22 protein-coding genes are annotated in these 25,648 nt (G+C 65.2%); 8 read left to right on the top strand and 14 right to left on the bottom strand.

From position 1 onward, the window contains the following. Window positions 1-122 precede the first annotated feature (122 nt). The gene (locus tag IVB26_RS18270) at window positions 123-923 is read right to left on the bottom strand and encodes a hypothetical protein (RefSeq protein ID WP_247972918.1); all 801 of its coding nucleotides are present in this window, start codon (window positions 921-923) and stop codon (window positions 123-125) included. 105 nt (window positions 924-1,028) lie between these two features. Between IVB26_RS18270 and IVB26_RS18265 the strand changes: the two genes are divergently transcribed. The 3 genes from IVB26_RS18265 (at window position 1,029) to IVB26_RS18255 (ending at window position 4,478) form a co-directional block, all read left to right on the top strand. After that, complete coding sequence (locus IVB26_RS18265; protein ID WP_247972917.1) at window positions 1,029-1,520, top strand: YaiI/YqxD family protein; 492 nt, start codon at window positions 1,029-1,031, stop codon at window positions 1,518-1,520. A gap of 2 nt (window positions 1,521-1,522) precedes the next feature. Continuing rightward, window positions 1,523-3,334, top strand: coding sequence for an ABC-F family ATP-binding cassette domain-containing protein (locus tag IVB26_RS18260; RefSeq protein ID WP_247972916.1), 1,812 nt, complete (start codon window positions 1,523-1,525; stop codon window positions 3,332-3,334). Between the two features lie 64 nt (window positions 3,335-3,398). Next, complete coding sequence (locus IVB26_RS18255) at window positions 3,399-4,478, top strand: D-TA family PLP-dependent enzyme (RefSeq protein ID WP_247972915.1); 1,080 nt, start codon at window positions 3,399-3,401, stop codon at window positions 4,476-4,478. Window positions 4,479-4,619: 141 nt separating this feature from the next. Here the strand turns inward: IVB26_RS18255 and IVB26_RS18250 are convergent, their stop codons facing one another. The 8 genes from IVB26_RS18250 to IVB26_RS18215 form a co-directional block, all read right to left on the bottom strand. Then, entirely contained in the window at window positions 4,620-5,798 is a 1,179-nt protein-coding gene (locus tag IVB26_RS18250) for a TIGR03862 family flavoprotein (protein WP_247972914.1), read from the bottom strand. Window positions 5,799-5,836: 38 nt separating this feature from the next. Next, window positions 5,837-6,754: an SDR family NAD(P)-dependent oxidoreductase gene (locus IVB26_RS18245; RefSeq protein ID WP_247972913.1), complete on the bottom strand. Its 918-nt coding sequence runs from the start codon at window positions 6,752-6,754 to the stop codon at window positions 5,837-5,839. 281 nt (window positions 6,755-7,035) lie between these two features. Continuing rightward, on the bottom strand, window positions 7,036-7,515 hold the full coding sequence (locus IVB26_RS18240; protein WP_247972912.1) for a MaoC family dehydratase: 480 nt from the start codon (window positions 7,513-7,515) through the stop codon (window positions 7,036-7,038). Continuing rightward, window positions 7,516-9,231 (bottom strand): AMP-binding protein, encoded by a 1,716-nt coding sequence (locus tag IVB26_RS18235; RefSeq protein WP_247972911.1) that lies wholly within the window; start codon window positions 9,229-9,231, stop codon window positions 7,516-7,518. Between the two features lie 129 nt (window positions 9,232-9,360). After that, complete coding sequence (gene mmsB, locus IVB26_RS18230) at window positions 9,361-10,248, bottom strand: 3-hydroxyisobutyrate dehydrogenase (protein WP_247972910.1); 888 nt, start codon at window positions 10,246-10,248, stop codon at window positions 9,361-9,363. A 25-nt stretch (window positions 10,249-10,273) separates the two neighbouring features. After that, entirely contained in the window at window positions 10,274-11,341 is a 1,068-nt protein-coding gene (locus tag IVB26_RS18225; RefSeq protein WP_247972909.1) for an enoyl-CoA hydratase/isomerase family protein, read from the bottom strand. Further along, the gene (locus tag IVB26_RS18220; protein WP_247972908.1) at window positions 11,338-12,483 is read right to left on the bottom strand and encodes an isobutyryl-CoA dehydrogenase; all 1,146 of its coding nucleotides are present in this window, start codon (window positions 12,481-12,483) and stop codon (window positions 11,338-11,340) included. The genes IVB26_RS18225 and IVB26_RS18220 overlap by 4 nt, the downstream gene beginning before the upstream one ends. 127 nt (window positions 12,484-12,610) lie before the next feature. After that, the gene (locus IVB26_RS18215) at window positions 12,611-14,107 is read right to left on the bottom strand and encodes a CoA-acylating methylmalonate-semialdehyde dehydrogenase (RefSeq protein WP_247972907.1); all 1,497 of its coding nucleotides are present in this window, start codon (window positions 14,105-14,107) and stop codon (window positions 12,611-12,613) included. A 102-nt stretch (window positions 14,108-14,209) separates the two neighbouring features. Between IVB26_RS18215 and IVB26_RS18210 the strand changes: the two genes are divergently transcribed. After that, the gene (locus tag IVB26_RS18210; RefSeq protein WP_247972906.1) at window positions 14,210-15,118 is read left to right on the top strand and encodes a LysR family transcriptional regulator; all 909 of its coding nucleotides are present in this window, start codon (window positions 14,210-14,212) and stop codon (window positions 15,116-15,118) included. A 111-nt stretch (window positions 15,119-15,229) separates the two neighbouring features. Here the strand turns inward: IVB26_RS18210 and IVB26_RS18205 are convergent, their stop codons facing one another. Next, window positions 15,230-15,850, bottom strand: a complete 621-nt coding sequence (locus tag IVB26_RS18205) for a TetR/AcrR family transcriptional regulator (protein WP_247972905.1) — start codon at window positions 15,848-15,850, stop codon at window positions 15,230-15,232. Window positions 15,851-15,914: 64 nt separating this feature from the next. Further along, on the bottom strand, window positions 15,915-16,448 hold the full coding sequence (locus tag IVB26_RS18200) for a PaaI family thioesterase (protein WP_247972904.1): 534 nt from the start codon (window positions 16,446-16,448) through the stop codon (window positions 15,915-15,917). Between the two features lie 153 nt (window positions 16,449-16,601). On the opposite strand from IVB26_RS18200, the gene IVB26_RS18195 reads away from it, so the two are divergent. The 3 genes from IVB26_RS18195 to IVB26_RS18185 all read left to right on the top strand — a co-directional run bounded on the left by IVB26_RS18195 (window position 16,602) and on the right by IVB26_RS18185 (window position 20,327). After that, entirely contained in the window at window positions 16,602-17,372 is a 771-nt protein-coding gene (locus IVB26_RS18195) for an enoyl-CoA hydratase (RefSeq protein ID WP_247972903.1), read from the top strand. Window positions 17,373-17,719: 347 nt separating this feature from the next. Continuing rightward, on the top strand, window positions 17,720-18,916 hold the full coding sequence (locus IVB26_RS18190) for an acetyl-CoA C-acyltransferase (RefSeq protein WP_247972902.1): 1,197 nt from the start codon (window positions 17,720-17,722) through the stop codon (window positions 18,914-18,916). Between the two features lie 115 nt (window positions 18,917-19,031). After that, a complete protein-coding gene (locus tag IVB26_RS18185) occupies window positions 19,032-20,327 on the top strand; it encodes an MFS transporter (protein WP_247972901.1) in 1,296 nt (431 codons plus the stop codon). Here IVB26_RS18185 and IVB26_RS18180 read toward each other — a convergent pair. From IVB26_RS18180 to IVB26_RS18170, 3 genes are all read right to left on the bottom strand, one after another. Continuing rightward, window positions 20,324-21,700, bottom strand: coding sequence for a carbohydrate porin (locus tag IVB26_RS18180; protein ID WP_247972900.1), 1,377 nt, complete (start codon window positions 21,698-21,700; stop codon window positions 20,324-20,326). The two genes, IVB26_RS18185 and IVB26_RS18180, sit on opposite strands and share 4 nt — an antisense overlap. A gap of 37 nt (window positions 21,701-21,737) precedes the next feature. Beyond that, a complete protein-coding gene (locus IVB26_RS18175; RefSeq protein WP_247972899.1) occupies window positions 21,738-22,754 on the bottom strand; it encodes a transporter in 1,017 nt (338 codons plus the stop codon). Between the two features lie 110 nt (window positions 22,755-22,864). Continuing rightward, complete coding sequence (locus IVB26_RS18170) at window positions 22,865-23,644, bottom strand: acetoacetate decarboxylase (RefSeq protein ID WP_247972898.1); 780 nt, start codon at window positions 23,642-23,644, stop codon at window positions 22,865-22,867. Window positions 23,645-23,874: 230 nt separating this feature from the next. Here IVB26_RS18170 and IVB26_RS18165 point away from each other — a divergent pair, with 230 nt between their 5' ends. Continuing rightward, entirely contained in the window at window positions 23,875-25,050 is a 1,176-nt protein-coding gene (locus IVB26_RS18165) for a patatin-like phospholipase family protein (protein ID WP_247972897.1), read from the top strand. The last annotated feature ends 598 nt before the right edge of the window (window positions 25,051-25,648 follow it).

Genomic DNA, 25,648 nt, shown 5'->3' with positions numbered 1-25,648 from the left:
TATTCCAGAGGCCTTCGTCGGAGAGCTCGCTCTGACAATAACCGCCGCAGCGTACTGGATGCCCCGGTCAAGCCGGGGCATGACATCGTTCTTGGAGTGATAAATTTTCCCCTTCCCGCGACTTACGCCACCGCCTGCTCGCGCGGCTGATAGATCGCCGTGTGCTGGCAATGCGCAAGCGGCGTCCTGCCGTTGGCGACGACGAGCGCGTCGAGCTCGACGAAGCGGTGACCCTTCTTCTCGTAGTTTGCGGTGACTTTCGCCCGCGCGGTGATCTCGTCACCGGCATGCGCCGCCGACAACAGCTGCATGCGGCTGCCGACATGGATCCACGGGCCCAAGATCGTGTTGTCCACCAACACACGGTTCATCACGCGCTGGATCAGGCCGGGATGGCCGAGCCCTTCGCGCGCGAAGATCGGGTCGGTCTCCCTGATGTCGGCGAGATAATCGGCCGCGTCCTGCCCGGCCCAGCGGCGCGGTGCCGTGCCCAGCCATTTGCCTGTCTCGAACGTCGTGGGGCTGACGGGCTTGCGCTCGGTGATCGCGGGGACCTCGACATAGTCGCGCAATGAAATCGCCGGCGCAGCCGCCGGCAGCGAGGCCGTGCCGGTGGCGCACAGCTCGGTGCGGCTGAACACCTCGATCGTCAGCAACTCATTGTGCTCGGTTGCATCGACATCGGCGGCCTCGCCATCATAGACCGGCTTGATGAAGCGCGCCTCGACCAGCCCGCGACTAAGGAAGTCGCGGCCCCAGCGGGCAATCGGCACGTGCATCATGTAGGCGAAGACATCGACGCCCGGGACCAACCCGCCGGAAAAGCCGAAGCGGCGCGCCACATTGTCGTCGTGCATCTTGTTTTCGGATTGCTTGGCGGTGTTGTAGGCCTCGACGCGCCAGGTTTCGAGCCGGTTCGGCATGATGGGCGTTCCCTGTAGTCTTGTTGTTTCGGGCCAATCGTAGGCCCCGGGGAACACGGGTCAATCCCCTCGCCTTTGCGGCCCGAATGGGGTACCACGCGGCCAATGACCGACACCCCCACCCGCATCTATGTCGACGCCGACGCCTGTCCGGTGAAGGACGAGATCTACCGCGTCGCGCTCCGGCACGGCGTGCCCGTGAGCGTCGTCGCAGGCAATTTCATCCGCGTGCCGCAGGACCCGCTGATCGAGCGCATCGCCGCGGGCGCCGGCATGGACGCCGCCGACGATTGGATCGCCGAGCGCGCCAAGCCCGGCGACGTCGTCGTGACATCGGACATTCCGCTGGCGAGCCGCTGCGTCAAGGCCGGCGCCGACGTGATCGCGCCGAACGGAAAACCGTTCACGGAGGAGTCGATCGGGATGACGCTGGCGGTGCGCAACCTCATGACGGATTTGCGTTCGGCCGGCGAAGTCACCGGCGGCCCCAGATCGTTCTCACCGCGCGACCGCTCCACCTTTCTCTCAGCGCTCGACCAGACCCTGCGCCGCATCCAGCGCCGCCGCGCTGACCAGACCGCCACCAGTCAGGGCTGATCATGGCGCCGCCGCTGATCCAGTTGAAAGACATCAGGCTGACCTTTGGCGGCACGCCGCTGCTGTCAGGCGTCGAGCTCAATGTCGCGCCATCCGAGCGCGTCTGCCTGATCGGCCGCAACGGCTCCGGCAAGTCGACGCTGCTGAAGATCGCGGCCGGCCTTGTCGAGCCCGACGGCGGCACGCGCTTCGTGCAGCCCGGCGCCACGGTTCGCTATCTGCCGCAGGAGCCCGACTTCGGCGAGCACAAGACCATCCTTGCCTATGTCGAGTCCGGTCTCGCGCCCGGCGACGACCAGCATCAGGCGCGCTATCTCTTGGAGCAGCTCGGGCTTACGGGCGATGAGAACCCGCATGATGTCTCCGGCGGCGAAGCCCGTCGCGCGGCGCTGGCCTATGTGCTGGCGCCCTCGCCCGACATTTTGCTGCTGGACGAGCCGACCAACCATCTCGATCTCGCCACCATCGAATGGCTGGAACAGGAGCTGGACAGCCGCCGCAGCGCGCTGGTGATCATCAGCCACGACCGCCGCTTCCTGACCAACCTGTCGCGTTCCACGGCGTGGCTCGACCGCGGCAAGATCAAGCAGATCGACCGCGGCTTTGCCTCGTTCGAGACTTGGCGCGACGAGGTGCTGGCGGAGGAAGAGCGCGACCAGCACAAGCTCGACCGCAAGATCGTCGACGAAGAGCACTGGCTGCGCCACGGCGTCTCCGGCCGGCGCAAGCGCAACGTCAAGCGCCTCGCCAATCTGCACACGCTGCGCGATCAGCGCCGCAACTATCGCGGCACGGCCGGCACCGCCAGTCTCGCAGCTAGCGAAGCGGAGCAGTCCGGCAAGCTGGTGATCGAGGCGAAGGGCATCACCAAGGCCTATGGCGAGCGCAAGATCGTCGAGAGTTTCTCCACCCGCATCCAGCGCGGCGACCGCCTCGGCATCATCGGGCCGAACGGCGCCGGCAAGACCACGCTGGTCAATCTGCTCACCGGCGGCATGCAGCCGGATTCCGGCACGATACGTCTCGGCGCCAATCTGGAGACGGCCACGCTCGACCAGCACCGCGAAAGCCTCGATCCCAAATCGACGCTGGCGGAGGCCCTGACCGGCGGGCGCGGCGATCAAATCATGGTCGGCGGCAAGCCGAAGCACGTCGTCGGCTACATGAAGGACTTCCTGTTCGGGCAGGAGCAGCGCGGCACTCCGGTGGAGGTACTCTCCGGCGGCGAGCGCGGCCGGCTGATGCTGGCGCGCGCGCTGGCAAAGCCCTCGAATCTCCTGGTGCTGGACGAGCCGACCAATGATCTCGACTTGGAGACCCTCGACGTGCTCGAGGAGATGCTCGGCGACTACGAGGGCACCGTGATCCTGATCAGCCACGACCGCGACTTCCTCGACCGCGTCGTGACCTCGGTGATCGCGCCGGAAGGCAACGGCAAGTGGATCGAGTATGCCGGCGGCTACAGCGACATGCTGACCCAGCGCGGCGCTGACCTGAAGCGCGAAACGGCGAAGGCGCAAGCGCCGGCCGAGAAGAAAGAGGAGCGGCCGGCCGCTCCCGCCTCCTCGTCCAAGCGCAAGCTCAGCTTCAACGAGAAGCACGCGCTGGAGACGTTGCCGAAGAGGATGGAGACTCTGCAGGCCGACATCGCAAAGCTGCAGCGCGTGCTGGACGATCCCAACCTCTACGCTAGGGATCGCAGAAAATTCGACGACACCTCCGCTGCGATTGCCAAGGCGCATGAAGAATTGTCCGTCGCCGAGGAGCGGTGGCTCGAACTTGAAATGCTGCGTGAAGAAATAGAGCAGGCTTAGCGCGTATTCCGCAAAAGTGGGCACCGGTTTTGCGATCAGAATACGCGCCAACTAGAGGACTTCCATGACCACTCCCCTCGCCGCCAAGATCGCCCGCGAATACGGCACGCCCTGCGCCGTCATCGACATGGACAGGGTCGAGCGCAACATTGCGCGGATCCAGAAGGCCTGCGACGACGCCGGCATCGCCAACCGCCCGCACATCAAGACGCACAAGAACCCGACCATCGCGAAGATGCAGGTCGCGGCCGGCGCCAAGGGCATCACCTGCCAGAAGATCGGCGAAGCCGAGATCATGGCCAACGCCGGCATCGACGACATCCTGATCAGCTACAACCTCTTGGGCGAAGAGAAGATGGCGCGGCTCGGCGCGCTCCAGGCCAAGGCCAACATGACGGTCGCCGCCGACAATTCGACGGTCGTTTCCGGTCTGCCCAAGGCAGCCGCGGCGTCGGGCCGTCCGCTCTCGGTCGTGGTCGAATGCGACACGGGGCGCAAGCGCGCCGGTGTCGAGACGCCGGCCGAGGCCATTGCGCTGGCGCGCGAGATCGCCGCGTCCAAAGGACTGCAGTTCGCCGGCTTCATGCTCTATCCGACCGAGACCGGCTGGGCGGACGCGCAGAAATTCTACGACGAGGCGCTGGCCGGCGTGCGCGCGCACGGGCTCGATGCAAAAATCGTCTCGACCGGCGGCACGCCGAACCTGAAGAATCTCGGCAAGCTCAAGGGCGGCACCGAGCACCGCTTCGGCACTTACATCTACAACGACCGCATGCAGGTCGCGGCGGGCTCCGCGACCTGGGACGACTGCGCGCTCCACATCTATTCGACGGTGGTGAGCCGCGCCGCGCCCGAGCGCGGCATCCTTGATGCCGGCTCCAAGACGCTGACGACCGACACCGGCGGCCTCGACGGTCACGGCCTGATCCTGGAACACCCCGAAGCCAGGATCGCGAAGTTCGCCGAGGAGCACGGCTTCCTCGACCTGTCCCGCAGCAATACCCGCCCCAATGTCGGTGACGTCGTCCGCATCGTGCCGAACCACGTCTGCGTCGTCGTCAACATGATGGACGAGGTCGTGATGGTGCGCGGCGAGGAGATCATCGGCACGCTGCCGGTCGCCGCGCGCGGGAAGCTTCGGTAAGGGCAAACTGCCGTAGGGTGGGCAAAGCAACTTGTCCGCCGAAGCTCGGAGAGCGAAGGCGGAAGCGTGCCCACGACTTCTCGTCGTAACTGCGAAAGATCGTGGGCACGGCGCTTCGCGCCTTTGCCCACCCTACGAGTTCTACGATTTGGCGAGCCACGCCAACACACCCCTGCCCGCAGCAACCCCCGTCGTGAACGAGGCCTGCAGCAGATAGCCGCCGGTCGGCGCTTCCCAGTCCAGCATCTCGCCGGCAGCGAACACGCCCGGCTGCTTGCGCAGCATGAATTGATTGTCGAGTTCGTCGAAACTAACTCCACCGGCCGTTGAGATCGCACGATCGATCGGGGCAACGCCCGTGAGTTGAACGGGAATTGCATTGACCAGGTGCGCGAGCTCGGCCGGCGAGAACATCGCCAGCGGCCGGCCCGAGGCGATGGCGGCCTCCTGCATCAGGCCGATGCCGACCGACGACAATTGCGCAGCCTTGCGCAGAAAGTTTGCCAAGGACTGCTTGCCGCGCGTCCCCGATAGCCGCGTGGTCAGAGCGGCGGCGTGGAGGTCGGGCCGCAATGCGATCATCAGCGTCGCCTGCCCGAGACCCAGCACCGCCTCCCGCAGCTCCGCCGACAGTGCGTAGATCGCGCCGCCTTCGATGCCGCACCGCGTGATCATCGCTTCGCCGCGCACCGTGTGTGCGCCAACCGTCAGCGCCACGCCCTTGAGCGGCTGTCCCTCGAAACGGTCTCGGAAGACGTCGGACCACGCGACCGTGAAGCCGGAATTGGCTGGCCGCAGCTTTGAAATGGCAATGCCTCTTGCCGCGAGGAGTTCGACCCAGCCCCCATCCGATCCGAGCCGCGGCCAGCTCGCGCCGCCGAGCGCGAGGACCGTGGCGTCGGCGAGGACGGCCGCCTCGCCATTGGGCGTTCGAAACAGCAGCCGTCCCTCGCCGTCCCAGCCTGTCCAGCGATGGCGGAAGGCAAATCGCACGCCGCTGGCGTCGAGGCGCCGCAGCCAGGCGCGCAGCAAGGGCGAGGCCTTGAACGCCTTTGGAAAGACCCGGCCGCTGGTGCCGACGAAGGTCGGCTCGCCCAGCGCCTCGCTCCACGCCCGCAGCGCGTCGGGCGAAAACGACTCGATCGCCGTTTGCAGCCTCAGTGCCGCCTCGCGATAGCGCGCCATGAATTGCGGCAGCGGCTCGCTGTGGGTGAGGTTGAGTCCACCCCGGCCCGCCATCAGGAATTTGCGCCCCGCGGACGGCATCGCGTCATAGACGGTGACGCGGGCGCCGCCCTGCGCCAGCACCTCCGCCGCCATCAGCCCGGCGGGACCGGCGCCGATGACGGCGACGGCTGTCAGAGCTTGATCCCCGCCCGCGCCGCGGCCTGCGCCACGTATTTCTGCGTCTGCTCGAACGCACCGGTCAGCGCCTTGGCCTTCGACATGTCGCTGATCTCAGCGAAATGCGCGGCGACCGCGTCCGGCGTCCATTCGGACTCCGGCAGGTTGATGCCTTCGCTCTCCACGATCTTGATGACGGCGAAGGAGCCGGCGCCGGCGCCCATGATGGTGCGGGTCGGCGCGTCCTCGCTCAGCATGTACTCGACCGCCGGCGTGATCGCGTTCGGCTTCATCAGCTGCAGCGCCTGCGGCGGCAGCAGCTCTTCCGTCATGCGGGTCGCCGCCGTCGGCGAGATGATGTTGACGCGGATGTCGGTCTTGCGGCCTTCCTCGGCCAGCACGTTCATCAGGCCGACCATGCCGGATTTCGCCGCGCCGTAATTGGCCTGGCCGAAATTGCCGTAGAGGCCGGAGGACGAGGTGGTCAGCACGATGCGGCCGTAATTGCGGTCGCGCATGCCGGCCCAGGCCGCCTTGCAGCAATAGAAGGTGCCGACAAGGTGCACATCGAGCACCTTCTGGAAATCGGCGGCTTCCATCTTGCCAAACGACTTGTCGCGCAAAATGCCGGCGTTAGCACACAAGAGGTCCACGCTGCCCCACTCCCTGGTGGCGCGCTCGACCATGGCGGTGACCTGCTCGAAATTCGAGACGTCGGCGCCGTCGGCCATCGCGGTCCCGCCCGCTTTGCGGATCTCCTCGACCACGGCCTCCGCGGGCGACAGCGAGCCGCCGCTGCCGTCACGTGCGCCGCCGAAATCGTTGACGACGACCTTGGTGCCGCGGCTGGCCAATCCCAGCGCATGCGCTTTGCCGAGACCATTGCCCGCGCCCGTGACGATGGCGACGCGTCCGTCGAACCTGATTGCCATGAGTGAAATTCCTGCTTCTTCTTCCTTCTCCCCTTGTGGGAGAAGGTGGCATAGGCGGCCTACGGCCGCCGTACCTGAAATGGACGCCGACGCGTAGCGTCGGCTACGGCGGCGGATGAGGGGTCTCTCTCGGCAGACGCGCTTGCGGAGAGAGACCCCTCACCCGCCTCGCGTTCCGCGAGGCACCCTCTCCCACAAGGGGAGAGGGTAAAACCGCGCGTTTGACGGCTTTTTGAGCAGCGAAGCCTCGCCGGGTCAAGCCCGGCAACGACGCCTCGGGCCTACGCGAAATAGATCAGACCGAGCCAATCCGCGACCAGCGCCGGCTTGTCCTCGCCTTCGATCTCCACGGTGACATTGGTGCGGGACTGCAATTCATTCGGCTTGCGGAGCTTCGCCTCCGCCAGCACGAAACGGCCGCGGATGCGCTTGCCGGAGCGCACCGGCGAGATGAAGCGCAGCTTGTCGAAACCGTAGTTGACGCCCATCGTGGTGCCCGCAAGGGCCGGCATCACTTCATAGGACATCACAGGCAACATCGACATCGTCAGGAAGCCGTGCGCGATGGTGGTACCAAACGCGGTTTCCTTCTTCGCGCGCTCGGGATCGATGTGGATGAACTGGCGATCCTCGGTCACGTCGGCGTAGGTGTCGATGCGGGGCTGGTCGAGCAAATGCCAGGACGACACGCCGATCTCCTTGCCGACCATGGCCTGATAAGCCTCGAGCGTAATCGGCGGCGACTTCCAGATTTGGTTCACTTAGGTCTCACTCCGTGTTTTCGGCAGCTCGGGAAAATCCTCCTCGCGGAATTCCCGGCCGCGCAGCGGATCGTTGCGATCATTGTCGCGTTCGAGCCGTCGTAGCTGGACCCGGCGGATTTTGCCAGAGATCGTCTTCGGCAGTTCGGTGACGATTTCGAGGCGGCGGATCCGCTTGAACGGCGCAAGGCGGGCGTGCAGATGCTTGAAGATCGACAGCGCCGTCTCCGGCGAGCGCTCCGCGCCCGACGTCAGCAGCACGAACGCCTTGGGGATGGCAAGGCGGATCGGGTCCGGGCTCGGCACCACCGCGGCTTCCGCGACGAGCTCGTGCTCGAGCAGGACGCTCTCGAGTTCGAACGGACTGATGCGGTAATCCGACGATTTGAATACGTCGTCGGAGCGGCCGACGAAGGTGAGATAGCCCTCGTCGTCTTCGAACACGACATCGCCACTGCGATAGAGCTCACCCTCGGCGCCAGACAGCTTGCCGTCCTCGCCCTGATAGCCCTGCATCAGACCGGCCGGGCGCTCACTGCCCAGCACCAGTGCGACCTCGCCCTCCCGTGCGGGATGGCCGTCGGCATCACTGATCTGCACGCGATAGCCCGGCAGCGGCCGGCCCATCGAGCCAATTTTGATCTTCTGGCCCGGCGAATTGCCGGTCAGCGCGGTGGTTTCGGTCTGGCCGTATCCGTCGCGGATGGTGAGGCCCCAGGCCGCCCGCACCTGATCGATCACTTCAGGGTTCAGCGGCTCGCCCGCGCCGCAGACCTCGCGCAAGGCCACCTTGAACGATGCAAGATTCTCCTGGATGAACAGCCGCCACACCGTCGGCGGCGCGCACAGCGTGGTGACGCCGCAGCGGCCGATGGTGGCAAGCAGGCCTTTGGCGTCGAAGCGCGGCTGGTTGACCACGAACACGGTCGCGCCGGCATTCCACGGTGCAAAGAAACAGCTCCAGGCGTGCTTGGCCCAGCCTGGCGATGAAATGTTGAGATGGACGTCGCCGGGTTTCAGCCCGATCCAATACATGGTCGAAAGATGCCCGACGGGATAGCTGCGCTGACTGTGACGCACCAGCTTTGGTTTCGCGGTCGTGCCCGAGGTGAAATAAAGCAGCATCGGATCGTCGGCGTTGGTCGGACCGTCGGCGCTAAAACTCTCCGAAGCCGTCGCCGCCTCATCGTATGAAAGCCATCCGTCGGAGGCGGCGCCGACCACGATGCGAACGACGTTCTCCGCGCCAAGGCTAGCGAACTTCGCCACCTGATCCTGCGCGGCAACCACCGCCTTCGCCTTGCCGCGATCGAGCCGATCGCGCAGCTCGTCCGCGGTGAGCAGCGTGGTCGCGGGGATCACGACGACGCCGAGCTTCATCGCCGCCAGCATCGTCTCCCACAGCGGAACCACATTGCCGAGCAGCAGCAACAGATGATCGCCGCGCCTCAGGCCCTGCGCGCGGAGGAAGTTGGCAATTTGGTTGGAGCGCTTCGAGAGCGCTGCGAAAGAAAGCTTTGTCTGCTTGTCCTGCGCGGCATCGACAATCCAGAGCGCGGGGCGGTCCTTGGCGTCGGCATCCTTCGCAAGCTCGTCGAACCAGTCGAGCGCCCAATTGAAGGGAACCGGATCGGGCCAGCGGAAATCCCTAACCGCCGTCTCGTAATCCGTGCGGTGCTTTAGCAGAAACGCGCGCGCGTCCTGAAATGTCGTCATGATCCGGGCCCGTCGAATTGATTGTCGAACGTAGCCCGGATGGAGCGAAGCGCAATCCGGGGGCCGGTCGCGCCAAACGAGGGAACAGTCCCGGATTTCGCTTCGCTCCATCCGGGCTACGAAGCCCCGCTATCGTCCAGCGAGGCTGCGAACGTGCTTGATAATTCCGGAAAAATCCACCCCACCCTGACCGGCTGCGTCGAAAGACTGATAAATCTCCTGCGCATGCTTGCCGAGCGGCGTCGCCGCGCCGGCCGCCTTCGCGGCGTCCTGCGCCAGGGTCAGATCCTTCACCATCAGCGCCGAAGCAAAACCCGGCTTGTAGTCGTTGTTCGCCGGCGAAGTCGGCACCGGGCCCGGCACCGGGCAATAGGTCGTCAGCGACCAGCACTGGCCCGACGAGGTGGAGGCGACGTCGAACAGGGCCTGATGCGAAAGACCGAGCTTCTCGCCAAGCGCAAACGCTTCGCTGACCGCGATCATGGAGATGCCGAGGATCATGTTGTTGCAGATCTTGGCCGCCTGGCCCGCGCCGGCGCCGCCGCAATGCACGATCTTCTTGCCCATTTTCTCCAGCACCGGCTTGGCCGCCGCAAACGCCATATCCTCGCCGCCGCACATGAAGGTGAGCGTCGCGCCCTTGGCGCCGCCGGTGCCGCCGGAGACCGGTGCGTCAACTGAAAGCACGCCGCTCTTGGCGGCCAGCGCATGCGCAGCCCTCGCGCTCTCGACGTCGATGGTGGAGCTATCGATGATCAGCGCGCCCTTGGCCATCGCGGGAACGACCTCGTTCCAGACGCCGAGCACATGCTTGCCCGCCGGCAGCATGGTGACGACGACATCAGCGCCCTTCACCGCGCCGGGCGCGCTGTCGGCGATGCCGGCGCCGTCGGCCTTGGCTTGCGCGCGCGAGGCCTCGACGAGATCGAACGCCACCACCTTGTGGCCGGCCTTGACCAGATTGGCCGCCATCGGGCCGCCCATGTTGCCCAGACCAATGAATGCGATCGTCGCCATTGTCGTTTCCTCCGCTGTCGCGTTGTTAGTTGAACTTCAGCTCGTCGGCGCCGATCTCGGCGAGATACGGCGCCAGCATCTGCGGCGTCACATCCTCGATCCGTGGCGGCGACCAGTTCGGATTGCGGTCCTTGTCGATCACGGCGGCCCGCACACCTTCGCGAAAATCATCGCTGCGGAAAACCTCGAGTGCGGCGCGGTATTCGCGCACCAGACATTCTTCCAGGCTCGAGGCGGTCCGCGCGAGCCGCAACAGCTTCAGCGTCACCACCATGCCCCGCGGAGATTTTTCGTTGAGCGTCTTCAGCGTGGCCAGCGCAAATTCCGAGCCGTCCCGCTTCAGCGCAGCAAAAATGTCGTCCATGCGATCGAAGCCGAACAATGCGTCGATCGCAGGCTCCTTTGCGGCCACCGGCCCCGCGGTCTCCCCGGTCTCAAAACCGCTGATGAGCTTGCTGACATCGGCTGCGGTCACGCCCTTCCGAACTTTCGTGAGCGCCTCGCGCAGCTCCGGCCATTCAGCCGCCGGCACAACCGCATCCGCGAACTTTGCGTGGATCGCGTCGGGGCCATTCATGGTCTGGCCGGTGAGGCCAAAATAAGTGCCGATCTCGCCGGGCGAGCGCGATAGCAGCCAGGTGCCGCCGACATCGGGGAAGAAGCCGAGCCCGACCTCGGGCATGGCCAGCCTGGTGCGATCGGTGACGACACGATGGCTGGCATGGCCTGACAGCCCGACGCCGCCGCCCATCACGAGGCCGTCCATGAACGCCACATACGGCTTCGGATATTTCGCGATCCGCGCATTCATGACGTATTCCTGGCGCCAGAACCGCGCGCCGAGATCGCCGCCTTCGCGCGAGCTCTCCCAGAGGCCGCGAATGTCGCCGCCGGCGCAGAGGCCGCGCTCGCCGGCGCCTTCCAGGATGATCGCAGCGACATCAGGATCGGTTTCGAACGTGTCGAGCGCCGCGTCGATGCCGATGGACATCTCCAGCGTCATTGCGTTGATCGCCTTGGGGCGGTTGAGGCGGATCACGCCCGCCGCGCCCTCGCGACGAACGACCAAATCGCCCTCTTCCACTGCATTCATCGCGCGCCCTCGATCAGTTTGCGCGCCACGATCAGCCGCATGATTTCATTGGTGCCTTCGAGGATCTGGTGCACGCGCAGATCGCGCACGATCTTCTCGATGCCGTATTCGCTTAAGTACCCGTAGCCGCCGTGGAGCTGCAGCGCGTGGTTGGCGACCTCGAAGCCGACGTCGGTGCCGAACCGTTTTGCCATCGCGCACAGCATGGTGGCATCCGGGTCCTTGCGATCCAGCGCGGCCGCAGCGCGCCACAGGAAGGTGCGCGCAGCCTCGAGCTCGATCGCCATGTCGGCAAGGCGGAATTGCAGCGCTTGGAATTCGTCGAGCCGCTTTCCGAACGCCTTGCGCTCCTTCATGTAGGCGCGCGCCTTGTCGAGCGCGGTCTGCGCGCCGCCGAGCGAGCACGCCGTGATGTTGAGGCGGCCGCCGTCGAGGCCAGCCATCGCGATCTTGAAGCCGATGCCCTCCTCGCCGAGACGATTGGCGACGGGCACGCGCGCGTTCTCGAACAGGACGGCGCGGGTCGGCTGCGCGTTCCAGCCCATCTTGCGCTCATTGGCGCCGAACGAGACACCGGGCGTCTTGCCGTCGATGACCAGGGTCGAGATGCCGCCGGGACCGTCGCCTCCGGTGCGCACCATCGCGACCAGCAGATCAGTGCCGCCGGCGCCTGAGATGAACTGCTTTTGGCCGTTGAGGACGTAATGGTCGCCGTCACGCACGGCGCGGGTGCGCAGAGCCGCCGCGTCCGAGCCGGCGCCGGGCTCGGTCAGGCAATAGCTCGCGATCAGCTCCATGGTGCAGAGCTTTGGCAGCCACGTATGGCGCTGGGTGTCGCTGCCGAAGGCATCGATCATCCAGCTCGCCATGTTGTGGATGGAGATGAAGGCCGAGGTGGTCGGGCAGCCCGTTGCCAGCGCCTCGAAGATCAGCGCCGCGTCGAACCGCGTCATCGCGGATCCCCCGACGTCGTCGCGGATGTAGATGCCGCCCATGCCGAGCGTTGCCGCCTCGCGCATCACGTCGACGGGGAAATGCTTCTCCTCGTCCCAGCGCAGCGCGTGCGGCGCGATCTTCTCGGCCGCAAACGCGAGTGCCATGTCGCGAACTGCGATTTGATCCTCGTTCAGAGCGAATTGCATGCTGCCGCCTACCCTTTCACCCCCATCGTCATTGCGAGGAGCGAAGCGACGAAGCAATCCAGGCTGCCTCTGCGGAAAGATTCTGGATTGCTTCGCTACGCTCGCAATGACGGGCTGGGCAACAGCCCTACTTCATCAGCGGGATCGAGAATTCCGCGCCTTCCTTGACGCCGGACGGCCAGCGCGAGGTTACCGTCTTGGTCTTGGTGTAGAAGCGGACCGAGTCCGGGCCGTGCTGGTTGAGATCGCCGAAGCCGGACTTCTTCCAGCCGCCGAAGGTGTAATAGGCGATCGGCACCGGGATCGGCACGTTGATGCCGACCATGCCGACGTTCACCTTGGCCGCGAAGTCACGCGCGGCATCGCCGTCGCGGGTGAAGATGGCAACGCCGTTGCCGTAGTCATGGTCCGACGGCAGCGCCAGCGCTTCCTTGTAGTCGTGGGCCCGCACGACCGAGAGCACGGGGCCAAAGATCTCTTCCTTGTAGATCCGCATGTCCTTGGTGACGTTGTCGAACAGCGAACCACCGAGATAAAAGCCCTTCTCGTAGCCCTGCATCTTGAACCCGCGGCCGTCGACCGCGAGCGTCGCGCCTTCCTTGAGGCCGATGTCGATATAGCTCTTGACCTTCTCGACCGCCTCGCGCGTCACCAGCGGACCGTAATCGGCCGACGGATCGATCGAGGTGCCGATCTTGAGGCTCTCGACGCGCGGGATCAGCTTTTCCATCAGGCGGTCGGCCGTGACCTTGCCGACGGGGACCGCGACCGAAACGGCCATGCAGCGCTCGCCGGCCGAGCCGTAGCCGGCGCCGATCAGCGCGTCCACGGCCTGGTCCATGTCGGCGTCCGGCATGATGATGGCGTGGTTCTTGGCGCCGCCGAAACACTGGCAGCGCTTGCCGGTTTGCGCGGCGCGCTCATAGATGTACTGCGCGATCGGCGTCGAGCCGACGAAACCGACGGCCTTGATATCGGGATCGTCGAGGATGGCGTCGACCGCCTCCTTGTCGCCGTTGACGACGTTGAGGATGCCGGCCGGCAGGCCCGCCTCGATCATGAGCTCAGCGAGGAGCATCGGCACGCCGGGATCGCGCTCCGACGGCTTCAGGATGAAGGCGTTGCCGCAGGCGATCGCAGGGGCGAACTTCCACATGGGGATCATCGCCGGGAAGTTGAACGGCGTGATGCCGGCGACGACGCCGAGCGCCTGCCGCATCGAATAGATGTCGATACCGGGGCCGGCGCCTTCGGTATACTCGCCCTTCATCAAATGCGGGATGCCGCAGGCGAACTCGGCGACTTCGAGGCCACGCTGGATGTCACCCTTGGCGTCTGGCACGGTCTTGCCGTGCTCGCGCGCCAGCAGCTCGGCGAGCTTGTCGTAGTCGCGCTGCACCAGCTCGACGAATTTCATCATGACGCGGGCGCGGCGCTGCGGGTTGGTGGCGGCCCATTCCGGCTGAGCGGCACGGGCGTTCTCGACGGCGGCGCGGACCTCGGCCTTGGACGCCAGCGCGACCTTGGCCTGGACGTCACCGGTCATCGGCTCAAAGACGTCTGCCGTCCGGCCCGACGTGCCCTTCACTTCCTTGCCACCGATGAAATGTCCGACTGAACGCATGGAATGATCTCCTTGAGGCCGAGCTTGAACGCTTTGACAAATCCTATCGACCTGCATTTATTGGGATTCAAGTCTGAGATAATGCACCATAGATGTGCGAAAATGCTGGATCAAGGCGCTATCGATTGGGACGACTTCCGCTTCGTGCTGGCCATCGTGCGGGGCGGCTCGGTCTCGGCTGCGGCAAAACAGCTCGGGGTCGACCATGCCACGGTGATTCGCCGCGTCGACCGGCTGGAGAAGCACCTCTCGGCAAAGCTGTTCGACCGGCGCAAGACCGGGTATCTCCTCACCGAAGCCGGCCAGCGCGTCGCCGACAGCGCGGAAGCCATGGAATCGACCATCGTCGCCAACCAGGAGCAGGTCGGCGGCTCGGTGGCGCGGCTGACCGGAACGGTGCGGATCGGCGCGCCCGACGGGTTCGGCACCGCGTTCCTGGCGCCGCGGCTGGCGCCCTTCGCCGACCGGTATCCCGATCTCGATTTGCAGCTTGTGGCCACCGCGCGGCTGTTCAGCCTGTCCAAGCGCGAGGCCGATATCGCCATCAGCCTGACCATGCCGAAGGAAGGCCGCATCGTCGGCCGCAAGCTGCTCGACTACCGGCTTGGGCTCTATGCCGCTCCAGCCTATCTCGACCGCTTCCCTGAGATCACCTCGCGGCAGGACCTGCCGCAGCACCGCTTCGTCGGCTACATCGAGGAGCTCTTGTTCACGCCGGAGCTCGATTATCTGCCGCAGGTCTCGCCGCGGATTTCCGCGCGCTTCCGCAGCGCCAATCTGATCGCACAGCTCAATGCCACGCTCTCCGGCTTCGGCATCGCGGTGCTGCCCCACTTCATGGCGAGCGACTATCCGCAGCTGGTGGCCGTGCTGCCGGAGGAGATCTCGATCACGCGGACGTTCTGGATGCTGATGCACGCCGACAGCAAGGATCTGGCGCGGATCCGGGCGGTGGCCGATTACATCGGCGAGATCGTGGAGCGCGACCGGGCGCTGTTTGCGGGGCGATAAACAAAGGTCTCGTAGGGTGGGCAAAGCGAAAGCGTGCCCACCACCTATCGCAACCGTGAGAAATGGTGGGCACGGCGCTGAGGCGCCTTTGCCCACCCTACGGCATCTCGCCTAGTTCTGCTTCGCCTTCTTCGCAGCCGCCACCTTCGGCTCGCGCTTGGCGCCATCCAGCGCACTGTCCCTGCCCGCCTTCAACACCTCGTCCGAGAGTTCGCTCGACCCGGCAACGCGTGCCAGCAGCATGGTGCCGGCCATCGTCGCCAACATCGCGACCGCCTGCTTGCGGGCGGTCTTACGCGGCAAGTTCGGGATGTAGTCCGCCAGCAGCTCGATCATCTCGTCGAGCTTGCCGGCAAATGCCTTTCGCGTCTTGGGGCTCTCGCGGGCGATCTCGGCGCCGAGGGCGGGGATCGAGCAGCCACTGCCGGGATTGTCGCGATGCAGCGTGGAGAGATAGCTCTCCGCGACCAGCGCCAACCGCTTTTCAGGAGCGGCCTCATCAGTGAGCTTGCGCCAATGGTCCATGGAACGATCCATGGCGTAGGAGAAGGCTTCCATCACCAGCGCCTCGCGGGAATCGAAATGCGCATAGAAGCCGCCATGGGTCAGGCCGGCCTCTTTCATGAGATCGGCGACACCGATGCCGTGGGCCCCCTTCTCGCGCAGCCGCACCGAAGCTTTCTTCACGATGCGGTCGTGGGTTTCCTGCTTGTGTTCCCGGGAATAGCGCATGCGGATCTCATTGGATGTCGATGGTCATCTTATAACACGCAAACGACGCAATGGGTGCATTAATTCATGTTAAGTTGCCTCCGATCATGGAAAACGTTGCAGTTGCGTGCACCGCAAGGGCGCCCTTGCCGTCGCGGACGAAGCCCTCGGCGTAGCTGGTCTGCCGTCCCAGCTTGATCACCTTCCCTTCCGCCGAGATCAGCCCGGACCGGACCGAGAGCGGGCGCAGGAAGGCCAGCTTCAGGTCGAGAGTGACCGAGCTGTGCCCGGCTTCCAGCCGGGTCGAAATGGCGCAGCCCATTGCGGTATCGAGCAGCGCGGCGGCGGTCGCTCCGTGGATGAGACCGATGGTGTTTTCGAGATCCTCGCGCGGCTCCAGTTCCACGACGACCCGACCCGGCTCGACCGTCGCCACCGTGAAACCGATCAGTTTCGCGAAAGGCGGCGGCGGCAGCCGGCCGTCGCGAATCCCCAGCATGGCGTCCATGCCCGATAGGCCCATCGCGACTTTCGCGATCGGCCCAGGCACCTGCCACTCCACCACACGCTCGCGCCGCTGCGCGGGCGAAAACAGGTCGAGTTGATCGTTACTGGTCATGTCAGCCTCTTTATATTACTTACATCATACTATGGCGCGCACTTCGCGATGGCAACTCGATCCCCTACCCGCTTGACAAGCCGAGCGTTTCGGCCCGGAAGTGATCATGACCGGCGCGCCTCGCGCATGTCCACGAAACCTTCGAGTTCCACGATGGAAATGCTCAACACCCACTGCGGCGTGACGCGCGATGCGCGCGGCGTCGTGCATGTCGCGATCTGCAATGCCGGCTCGCTGAATATTCTGGGCTCGCCCGTCACCGACGCGGTTCGCGAGGGCCTGCAGCAGCTCTCGTCCGACCGGAGCATCCGCGTCGTGGTGCTGCGCGGCCAGAGCGAGAAGAGCATGATCGGCGGCGCCGACATCAAGGAGATGGCCAAGCTCGACCAAAAGTCCGCCGAAGCCTTCATCAGCCGCCTGCGCGATCTCTGCGAGGCGGTGCGCCAGTTCCCTGCGCCCGTGATCGCGCGCATGCCGGGCTGGTGCCTCGGTGGCGGGCTCGAGGTCGCCGCGGCCTGCGACTTCCGCATCGCCGCGCATGACGCGCATTTCGGCATGCCAGAGGTGCGCGTCGGCATCCCCTCCGTGATCCATGCCGCCCTGCTCCCGCGCCTGATCGGCTGGGCCCGCGCGCGCTGGCTGGTGATGACGGCGGAGAACATCGATGCTCCGACGGCGCTCGCCTGGGGACTGGTCGACAAGGTTGCGGTGGACGGCGGGCTCGATGCCGAGGTGGAGCATGTCGTCAAGGCTTTGCTCGAATGCGACCCCGAAGCGCTGCGGTCGCAGAAGGCGCTGCTGCGGCAATGGGAGGAACTGCCGCTGACTGAGTCGGTGAATTTGAGCGTGAAAGTGTTCGGCGAGTCGTTCCTGACCGACGAGCCGACGCGGCTGATGCAGGCGTTCGTGAATCGGAAGCGGTAGGCTGCTGCCTCTGTCTTGAAACTGCTCCGTGCCTTATCAAAAGGTGTCATGCCCCGGCTTGCCGCCTTCGCTAAAGCTCCGGCGCGCCGGGCAACTCCGCAGGCCTTGGCGGAGCCGGGACCGGGACATCCCGTACGCCGTGGCCTCTCGTATCCCAGGACAGCCTCTGGAATACGGCATCACCCGCTTTCACGGGTGATGAAAGTGTGCTGTTGGAAGCACCTCCTCCCCTCGAGCGACCAAATCTCATCTCATCACGACATTTTCTCATCCCTGCCGCGGTTGCTTTTTTTGCGCCGCATCATATGATGCCCATAATCTCAATCATCACCGCAGGGAGTTTTGTCATGGCCGAAGCCGCCGATCCCGTCGTCATCGTCTCCGCCGCCCGCACACCGCTTGGCCGCTTCATGGGCGAGCTGTCGCCGCTGGCCGCGCACAAGCTCGGATCGCATGTGATCGGCGCGGCGCTGGAGCGCGCCAAGCTTGCGCCCGAGAAGGTCGACGAGGTCTTCATGGGCTGCGTGCTGCCGGCCGGCCAGGGCCAGGCGCCCGCGCGCCAGGCCGCGCGTGCGGCGGGTCTGCCCGATGCCACGGGCGCCACCACTGTCAACAAGGTCTGCGGCTCCGGCATGAAGGCGACCATGCTGGCGCACGACATCATCCGCGCCGGCTCGGCCGAGATCGTCGTCTCCGGCGGCATGGAGAGCATGAGCAACGCGCCGTATCTCCTCGCCAAGGCACGCGGCGGCTATCGCGCCGGCCACGACCGCATCATCGACCACATGATGATGGACGGCCTCGAAGACGCCTACGAGACCGGCCGTTCCATGGGCGATTTCGGCGAGGCCACCGCGGAGGCCTACCAGTTCACCCGCAAGGACCAGGACGCCTATGCGATGGAAACGCTCAGCCGCGCTCGCAAGGCGGTCGAAGGCGGCGCGTTCAAGGCCGAGATCGCCCCGATCACGCTGACCGAGAAAGCGGGTCCCCGCATCATCGCCAATGACGAGCATCCGCTGAAGGTCGACCCCGCCAAAATCCCGGGCCTGAAAGCCGCGTTCCGCGCCAACGGCACCATCACGCCGGCGGCCTCCTCCGCCAACGCCGACGGCGCCGCCGCGCTGGTGCTGACCAAGCGCTCGCTGGCCGACCGCAATGGCCTGCCTGTCATCGCCGAGATCAAGGGCCACGCCACCCACAGCCAGGAGCCGCAATGGTTCACCACGGCACCGATCCCGGCGATCCGCAAGCTGCTCGACAAGGTCGGCTGGAGCGCGGGTGACGTCGACCTGTTCGAGATCAACGAGGCGTTTGCCGTGGTGGCGATGGCGGCACAGCGCGACCTCGGCATTCCCCGCGACAAGCTCAACATCAACGGCGGCGCCTGCGCGCTCGGTCATCCCATCGGGGCCACCGGCGCGCGGTTGATCGTGACGCTGCTGCATGCGCTGGAGGCGAACAACCTGAAGCGCGGTGTTGCGTCGCTCTGCATCGGCGGCGGCGAAGCCACGGCAATCGCGGTGGAGCGAGTGGCGCACTAACCCGCGCCATGGCCGAAATAGAGGGAAGTCTGACATTTTAGACTTCCCTTTTTTATGCGAGATTGCAACGGTCATGCGGGTCTCTTTGGGGCTCGCAAACCACCATTGAGGCGCAATGATCTCGAACTGGCTCGCGGCGGCATTGTCCCGCCGCAACATCCATTACGGCTGGGTGATGGTCGGGGTGACCTTCCTCGCCGCGCTGATCAGCGCCGGCACGGTCGGCGCGCCCGGCGTGTTCATCGTTCCGCTGCAGAACGAGTTCGGCTGGAGCACGGCCGAGATCTCCTCCGCGCTGTCGATCCGTTTCATCCTGTTCGGGCTGATGGCGCCGTTCGCGGCCGCCCTGCTCAACCGCTATGGCCTGCGCAACGTCACGCTGGCAGCGCAGTTGGTCGTCGTTTCCGCGCTGGTGCTCTCGCTCGGCATGACGCAGGTCTGGCAGCTCGTGGCGCTGTGGGGCGTCGTGATCGGCATCGGCACCGGCATGACTGCGATGGTGCTGGGCGCCACCATCGCGACGCGTTGGTTCGCCGCGCGGCGCGGGCTCGTTATCGGCATCCTGACCGCGAGTGTCGCCACCGGCCAGCTGGTGTTCCTGCCGCTGCTCGCAAGCCTCACCGAACGTTACGGCTGGCGGCTTGCGCTCGGCTTCGTCTGCATCGCGCTTGGCGTTTCGGCGCTGGCGATCCTGCTCGCGATGCGCGACCGTCCGAGCGATTTGGGCCTGCGCCCGTTCGGCGACGAAGGCACCGAGCCCCTGCCCGCCCCGCCCGCCAGCCACGGCTCGATCACGGGCGTTGCCCTCGGCACGCTGCGCGACGCTTCGAGGTCGACGACGTTCTGGATCCTGTTTGCGACGTTCTTTGTCTGCGGCGCATCCACCGCTGGCCTCGTGCAGGTGCATCTGATCCCGATGTGCCTCGATTTCGGCATCCCGCAGGTGCAGGCCGCGAGCCTGCTCGCTGCGATGGGCATGTTCGACTTCGTCGGCACCATCATATCGGGCTGGCTGTCGGACCGGTACGACAATCGCTATTTGCTGTTCTGGTACTACGGGCTGCGCGGGCTCTCCCTGCTCTTCCTGCCCTTCAGCGATTTCTCGTTCTACGGCCTCTCCATCTTCGCAGTGTTCTACGGGCTCGACTGGATCGCGACGGTTCCGCCGACGGTGCGGCTCACTGCGCAAAAGTTCGGACCCGAGCGCGCCAATCTGGTGTTCGGCTGGATCTTTGCCGGCCATCAGCTCGGCGCCGGCACCGCCGCCTTCGGCGCCGGTTTGTCGCGGACGATCTATCAGAGCTATTTGCCCGCATTCTTCATCGCCGGCGCGCTCTGCGTGTTCGCCTCGCTGATCGTGCTGGCGCTGTCGCCGCAAACCAAGCCGAAGCCGCAAGCCGCGATGGCCTAGTACCTGATCGTGGTGGTGACGCCGAACACCGCGGCGTCACCAATCCGCGATATTCCGTTCGGATCGCTCGGATTCGGAATGCCGCCCGAGGGACGGAATACATATTGGAAATAAGGCGCGATCAGCCAGCCCGGCTTGACGTGCGCCTCGTAGATCATCTCGATCAGGGTCTCGTTGCTGCGCACCGGACTCTGGACGCCGGTGAAGGCTTGTGTGTCGAGATCGAGATTTCGGGCGGTTTTCGAAATCCGCATATAGGCCATCGCCACGCCGAACCGATCGAGCGGGCGGCCCGGCGTGAAGCCGACGAAGCCGATGCCGCCATCCATGTACAGGTCGATCAGATTGCGATCCGGCGGGCTGTAGGCGATGCGGCCGAACGCCGTGACGCCGGGGAGCGAGGCCGAGGTGCTGTTCTCGGTGACCGACGGCGGCCGATAGAGCACCTGCTCGATGACCGCAAAGAGTCCGTAATTGCCACGAAGCTTTGCGGGGATGCCGCTTCCGCCGGGATCGGCGATCGACTGTCCCTGCACCGTAAAGCGCTGGCTGTCGAATGAGCCGTAATGCTTCCAGGCATCCGGCGTGAAATTACCGGCGAGCGGACGGCCGCCCATATCGATGTCGTAGCTGAAGCGGACCTGCCCGATCACCCACGGCGGATCGTTGAGGCGGAACGCCAGGCCGTGATGGTCGCGCAGCTGCGGATCGGCCTCGCCCGGCCCCGACGGATCGCCGTTGAACACCGCGCCGTAAGCGGTGATCTTGTCGGTCAGCGCGGCCTTGATGCGAATGCCGGGCACCGCGATCGGCGGCGCCGGACCGCCAGCGGGCAAGTTGGAGGCCTTGATCGCGGGCCAGCCGAAGGTGCCGTTGATGAAGAGGTCGTCGGTCTGGCTGTCGAAAAACTCGACGTCGGCAGCTTGCTGACCTGCCCTGATGTTCAGCCTGTCGTTGAAAAAGCTCTGCTCGAAATACGCATTATAGAGCCGCTGGTCCGGCAGCGCCTCGATCTCGCTGATGGTTGCGAGATTCATCGCGTAGTTGCGGCTGAGTCCCTGGCCGTAGATCACGAAGGCATTGGCGTAGAATCGCCCGCCGGTCCAGCCGACAAGCTTGTCGAGATCGGCATCGACAGAGAGATCGAGGCGGCCGAAATGGATGGCGCCGCGCTTCACGCCGCCGGAGACGTTGGCGATATTGTCCGCGATGTAGGTGGCGCCGAAATTCAGGCCCCTGCCGGCGAGGCCGTCATGCCATTGGTTGAACCATTTCGGAAACAACCATGGGGCCGCGCTCTCATCCTTGGCGCCGGCAAACGCACTGGTGTTGCCCGCCGCGCACGCCAGCACAATCGTGGCCGCGCGTCGCAACGGAGATCTCTGGGCACGCCAACTCACGATCAATACGCTACTTGAAGATGCCCGTGCGCCGCATGAAGAGATAGGCCGCCGCAACCGAGCAGGCCATCAGCACCGCCGCCCAGAGGAATCCGCTCTCGACCTCTGTCAGCGGCAGGCCCTTGGTGTTCATGCCGAAGATGCCGGTGATCAGCGTCGGCGGCAGCAATAGCGAGGTCACGATCGAGAGCGTGTGGAGATGGCGGTTGCTCTCCTCCTCATTCTTGAAGCGCAGCTCCTCCTCGAGCAGGCGGCTGCGCTCCCTGAGCTCGACGATGTCGTGGTCGAGACCATCGAGCCGCTGCGCGAGCTTGCCGGCCTGGATCCGCAAGGCAGGCGACAGGTGATCGGTGTTCTTCTGGTCGAGCCGATGAAACAGCACGCGCAGGCCGGTGAGCTGCCGGTGCAATCTCACACAAGTCCGGCGCAGGCGGCCGAGATTGCGCCGCATCTCCGGTTTTGCATCCTCGGCGAGAATCCGCTCCTCGATGTCGTCGATCTCCTGCCCGAGCTTGTCGGCCATCCTGTCAAGCGTGTCGGCGACCTCGTCGACGATCTTCTCCAGAAGATGGGCGACATTGTCGACGCGGTAACCGCCTTCGAGGACGCGGCGCGTCGCATCCGCCGAGCAGAGCGTCTGATGGCGGCCGCTGACCAGGAGACGCTCGGTCATGGCAAAGCGCAGGAACGCGGTCTCCTCTGTCGGGCTGTCGATCTCGCGCACGAGGTCGGAGAACACGCCGTAGACGCAGTGATCGATGACGTGGAGCTGCTGGAACGTATCGTTCGACAGCAATAGCTCGCGCGCGAGCGGCGGCAGCGTTGACGCCGCGATCCACGGCCGCACGCGCGCGTCGGTCAGGTTGAAATGCAGCCAGAGCCGGCCGTCATGACTGAACTCGATCGGGTGGTCGATCGGTAGCGGCTCGGCACTGCCGTCGCTGTGCAGGCGAAACGCCCAGACCAGCCCGGGAATGGCCGGTTCGGCATCCGTTGTCGCGGTGACTAACTTTGCCGGCTCCGCCATGGCCAACCCCAACCGTCCACAATGCCCCATATCCGGAAGATGGCTGACGGCATCTTCCGGACCCGCGCGGGTACTCAATTACGCCAGTGTTACAGTTTGATGATGGCGCCCTATTCCGCCGCCAACCCTGTCGCGGCCGCCTCGGCTTCCCTGATGTAGTCATGCACGACGCGGCCAAACGGCAACGTCAGGTCGGCGATGTAATGATGCGCGCCGAGACAGCGACGGACCGGGAAATCCGCCACGGGCGCGTTGACGTGCGGCACCAGATGCAGCCGACCCGGCCCCATCCAGGACCCCTTCGGCACGATATCGGTGAGGTTGATCGCGACGAGCTGGCAGACTTCGAGACGGCCATCCACGCCCGGGATCATCTTCAGATTGATCTGCGTCTTCGACAGCGTGGCGCGAGTGAGCTCACCGTTGCCGGCCATGCTCTCGTGCTTGTAACCCATCGTGCCCATGGCGACGAGCTGGCCGGCATATTCCAGCGTGCCCGTCAGCGTGTCCTTGACGATCTCGAGCTTGGGATGAGCGTACTTCTTGGGAAAGCCCCAGATCTCGCGGCCGGCCGCGATCGGCGGATCATCGTCCAAATACATCTGCGAGACGAAATTGACTTCCTCGCCATTGAGGCGCGCGGGGATGACGAGACCGGATTCGGTGTAGCTGCCGAAGCCGGATGAATCCGGCATCTTGATCCATTCGTAGTGCACGATCGGCTGGCCGATCGGCTCCAGCGGCTCAGGCAGGCCGGCGCGGATCAAGTCGGGATCGGTCTCGTAGGTGATGACGAGGAATTCGCGATTGACGAAGCGGTAGGGCCCGGCTGGATAGCTCGGCCCGGCGGCCGGCATGGACGGAAGTTTCAGCACGTCTTCCCTGCGCATCGCTGGTCTCCTCGCGTGATGCCTTCTGTGATGCCCGCCCCGGCGGCGACAGGCTTGGCGCGAATTGCTAGCGACCCTCGTTGACTGCGATGTGATGGATTTCCGTCAGGGACGTGACCTCTCGTCATTCCGCTGCAGCAGCCTTGCATGCAGTCGATGCGCGCGAGCCGGCATTGTCATCAGCGCGTCACGGCAGGACGCAATCGTTCGGGGCATGCAGGAGGCACGCCATGGACGCCCGCACGCCGCAACCGACCCATCAGACGCAACAGCCTCCCGCGCACGGCTGGCGCCCCGAGCGCTGCGATCGCGTCGCGTTGGTGCTGCAGGGCGGCGGAGCGCTCGGCGCCTACCAGGCCGGCGTCTATCAGGCGCTGCACGAGGCCGGCATCGAACCCGATTGGGTTTGCGGTGTTTCCATCGGTGCAATTAACTCTGCCATCATCGCCGGCAACAGGCCGGAGAAACGGCTGGAGGCACTGCGCACGTTCTGGGAGCGCATCACCAACCGCAAGATCTGGCACTACACGCCCGACGGCGACGACTTCCGCCAGTGGCGTAACTTCACCAGCGCGTGGATGACCTCGGCGATGGGCCAGCCCGGATTCTTCACCCCGCACCAGATCAATCCCTGGTTCAGCCCGGTCGGCGCACGCACCGCCACCAGTTACTACGACACGATGCCGCTGAAGGAGAGCCTGCTCGAGCTCGTCGACTTCGACCTCATCAACGAGAAGAAGGTCCGCTTCGCTGTCGGCGCGGTGAACGTGCTCTCAGGCAATTTCATCTATTTCGACAACGCCCATGACGAGATCGAGCCGGAGCACATCATGGCTTCCGGCGCCCTGCCCCCGGCGCTGCCGATGGTGCGGATCGGCACCGATCATTTCTGGGATGGCGGCATCGTCTCCAACACCCCGCTGCAGCACCTGCTCGACCAGGAGGACGCGCTCAATTCGCTGGTGTTCCAGGTCGACCTGTTCAGCGCGCGGGGCGTGCTGCCGCGCTCGATCCAGGACGTGATGGCCCGCCACAAGGACATCATGTATTCCTCGCGCACGCGCCACAACACCGACGTCTATCGCCGCACCCACAACCTCAAGGTCCTGCTCTACAAGGCGTTGGCCAAATTGCCGGACGAGCAGCTCTCCGAGGAGGAGCGCAAGCTCAAGGCGAGCCTGCGCAACATGCCCGAGATCGCGATCCTGCATCTGATCTACCAGCAGAAGGCCTATGAGGGCGACGCCAAGGACCACGAATTCTCGGGCACCTCGATGCGCGAGCACTGGACCAGCGGCTATGAAGACACCAAGCGCACCCTGAAGCGCCGTGACTGGATCAAGATGCCGGACGAAGGCATGGGCCTCGTGGTGCACGACGTGCATCGGGAGACGGAGAGCGCGTGAGGCGCCGTGTCCCGGACAAGCTGCGCTGCTGAGCCGCGTCCGGGGAACGAGTCTGCCCGGGTGCCTCCACGCCGTCATTGCGAGCGCAGCGAAGCAATCCAGAATCCCTCCGCCGAGACAGTCTGGATTGCTTCGCTGCGCTCGCAATGACGGAGTGCGTGGGGGCGGCGTCGCTCTTTCACATCGCATCGTCATCGCAGACACACCTTCGCGTTCTCGCGGCTCATTTCGCCCGAGCTTTGCTCTCTTCGTTGCTCCCTTCTTGAGAAAGGGCGCAGGGAAGGCCGGGCGCCGGCTGGCACCCGCGGTCCCGTGTGCGAACAAGACGCGCACGGGGTGGACTACAGGTGACGCCGGAACGACCGGCCTTCCCTGCACGGATGGATTTACGGCTTATGTCGTGCTCTCCCCGGGGAGCGATGCACTATTGCCCCCGTCGCCTTGCGGATGGCTGATGCGCGAACCCGGTTGGGCCACCGCATCACCGCAACACTTGACGCACAGACCCCGGGCGTCAGGACCACACGATTTTGCCGTCCGCGCACATCCCCACTCCTGTCCGCGACGGCTGGCGTGCGCTCGCCATCGCGGCCGAACG

It is taken from the genome of Bradyrhizobium sp. 195 (genome assembly GCF_023101665.1).
In the GTDB taxonomy this organism is placed as follows: domain Bacteria; phylum Pseudomonadota; class Alphaproteobacteria; order Rhizobiales; family Xanthobacteraceae; genus Bradyrhizobium.
This window is presented reverse-complemented; position numbering and strand designations above follow the sequence as displayed.

What these genes read in the sequence shown, in the direction of transcription:
- IVB26_RS18270 (WP_247972918.1), bottom strand. Translation starts at nt 923, where the DNA reads ATGCCGAACCGGCTCGAAACCTGGCGCGTCGAGGCCTACAACACCGCC.
- IVB26_RS18265 (WP_247972917.1), top strand. Translation starts at nt 1,029, where the DNA reads ATGACCGACACCCCCACCCGCATCTATGTCGACGCCGACGCCTGTCCG.
- IVB26_RS18260 (WP_247972916.1), top strand. Translation starts at nt 1,523, where the DNA reads ATGGCGCCGCCGCTGATCCAGTTGAAAGACATCAGGCTGACCTTTGGC.
- IVB26_RS18255 (WP_247972915.1), top strand. Translation starts at nt 3,399, where the DNA reads ATGACCACTCCCCTCGCCGCCAAGATCGCCCGCGAATACGGCACGCCC.
- IVB26_RS18250 (WP_247972914.1), bottom strand. Translation starts at nt 5,798, where the DNA reads ATGGCGGCGGAGGTGCTGGCGCAGGGCGGCGCCCGCGTCACCGTCTAT.
- IVB26_RS18245 (WP_247972913.1), bottom strand. Translation starts at nt 6,754, where the DNA reads ATGGCAATCAGGTTCGACGGACGCGTCGCCATCGTCACGGGCGCGGGC.
- IVB26_RS18235 (WP_247972911.1), bottom strand. Translation starts at nt 9,231, where the DNA reads ATGACGACATTTCAGGACGCGCGCGCGTTTCTGCTAAAGCACCGCACG.
- mmsB (WP_247972910.1), bottom strand. Translation starts at nt 10,248, where the DNA reads ATGGCGACGATCGCATTCATTGGTCTGGGCAACATGGGCGGCCCGATG.
- IVB26_RS18225 (WP_247972909.1), bottom strand. Translation starts at nt 11,341, where the DNA reads ATGAATGCAGTGGAAGAGGGCGATTTGGTCGTTCGTCGCGAGGGCGCG.
- IVB26_RS18220 (WP_247972908.1), bottom strand. Translation starts at nt 12,483, where the DNA reads ATGCAATTCGCTCTGAACGAGGATCAAATCGCAGTTCGCGACATGGCA.
- IVB26_RS18215 (WP_247972907.1), bottom strand. Translation starts at nt 14,107, where the DNA reads ATGCGTTCAGTCGGACATTTCATCGGTGGCAAGGAAGTGAAGGGCACG.
- IVB26_RS18210 (WP_247972906.1), top strand. Translation starts at nt 14,210, where the DNA reads ATGCTGGATCAAGGCGCTATCGATTGGGACGACTTCCGCTTCGTGCTG.
- IVB26_RS18205 (WP_247972905.1), bottom strand. Translation starts at nt 15,850, where the DNA reads ATGCGCTATTCCCGGGAACACAAGCAGGAAACCCACGACCGCATCGTG.
- IVB26_RS18200 (WP_247972904.1), bottom strand. Translation starts at nt 16,448, where the DNA reads ATGACCAGTAACGATCAACTCGACCTGTTTTCGCCCGCGCAGCGGCGC.
- IVB26_RS18195 (WP_247972903.1), top strand. Translation starts at nt 16,602, where the DNA reads ATGGAAATGCTCAACACCCACTGCGGCGTGACGCGCGATGCGCGCGGC.
- IVB26_RS18190 (WP_247972902.1), top strand. Translation starts at nt 17,720, where the DNA reads ATGGCCGAAGCCGCCGATCCCGTCGTCATCGTCTCCGCCGCCCGCACA.
- IVB26_RS18185 (WP_247972901.1), top strand. Translation starts at nt 19,032, where the DNA reads ATGATCTCGAACTGGCTCGCGGCGGCATTGTCCCGCCGCAACATCCAT.
- IVB26_RS18175 (WP_247972899.1), bottom strand. Translation starts at nt 22,754, where the DNA reads ATGGCGGAGCCGGCAAAGTTAGTCACCGCGACAACGGATGCCGAACCG.
- IVB26_RS18170 (WP_247972898.1), bottom strand. Translation starts at nt 23,644, where the DNA reads ATGCGCAGGGAAGACGTGCTGAAACTTCCGTCCATGCCGGCCGCCGGG.
- IVB26_RS18165 (WP_247972897.1), top strand. Translation starts at nt 23,875, where the DNA reads ATGGACGCCCGCACGCCGCAACCGACCCATCAGACGCAACAGCCTCCC.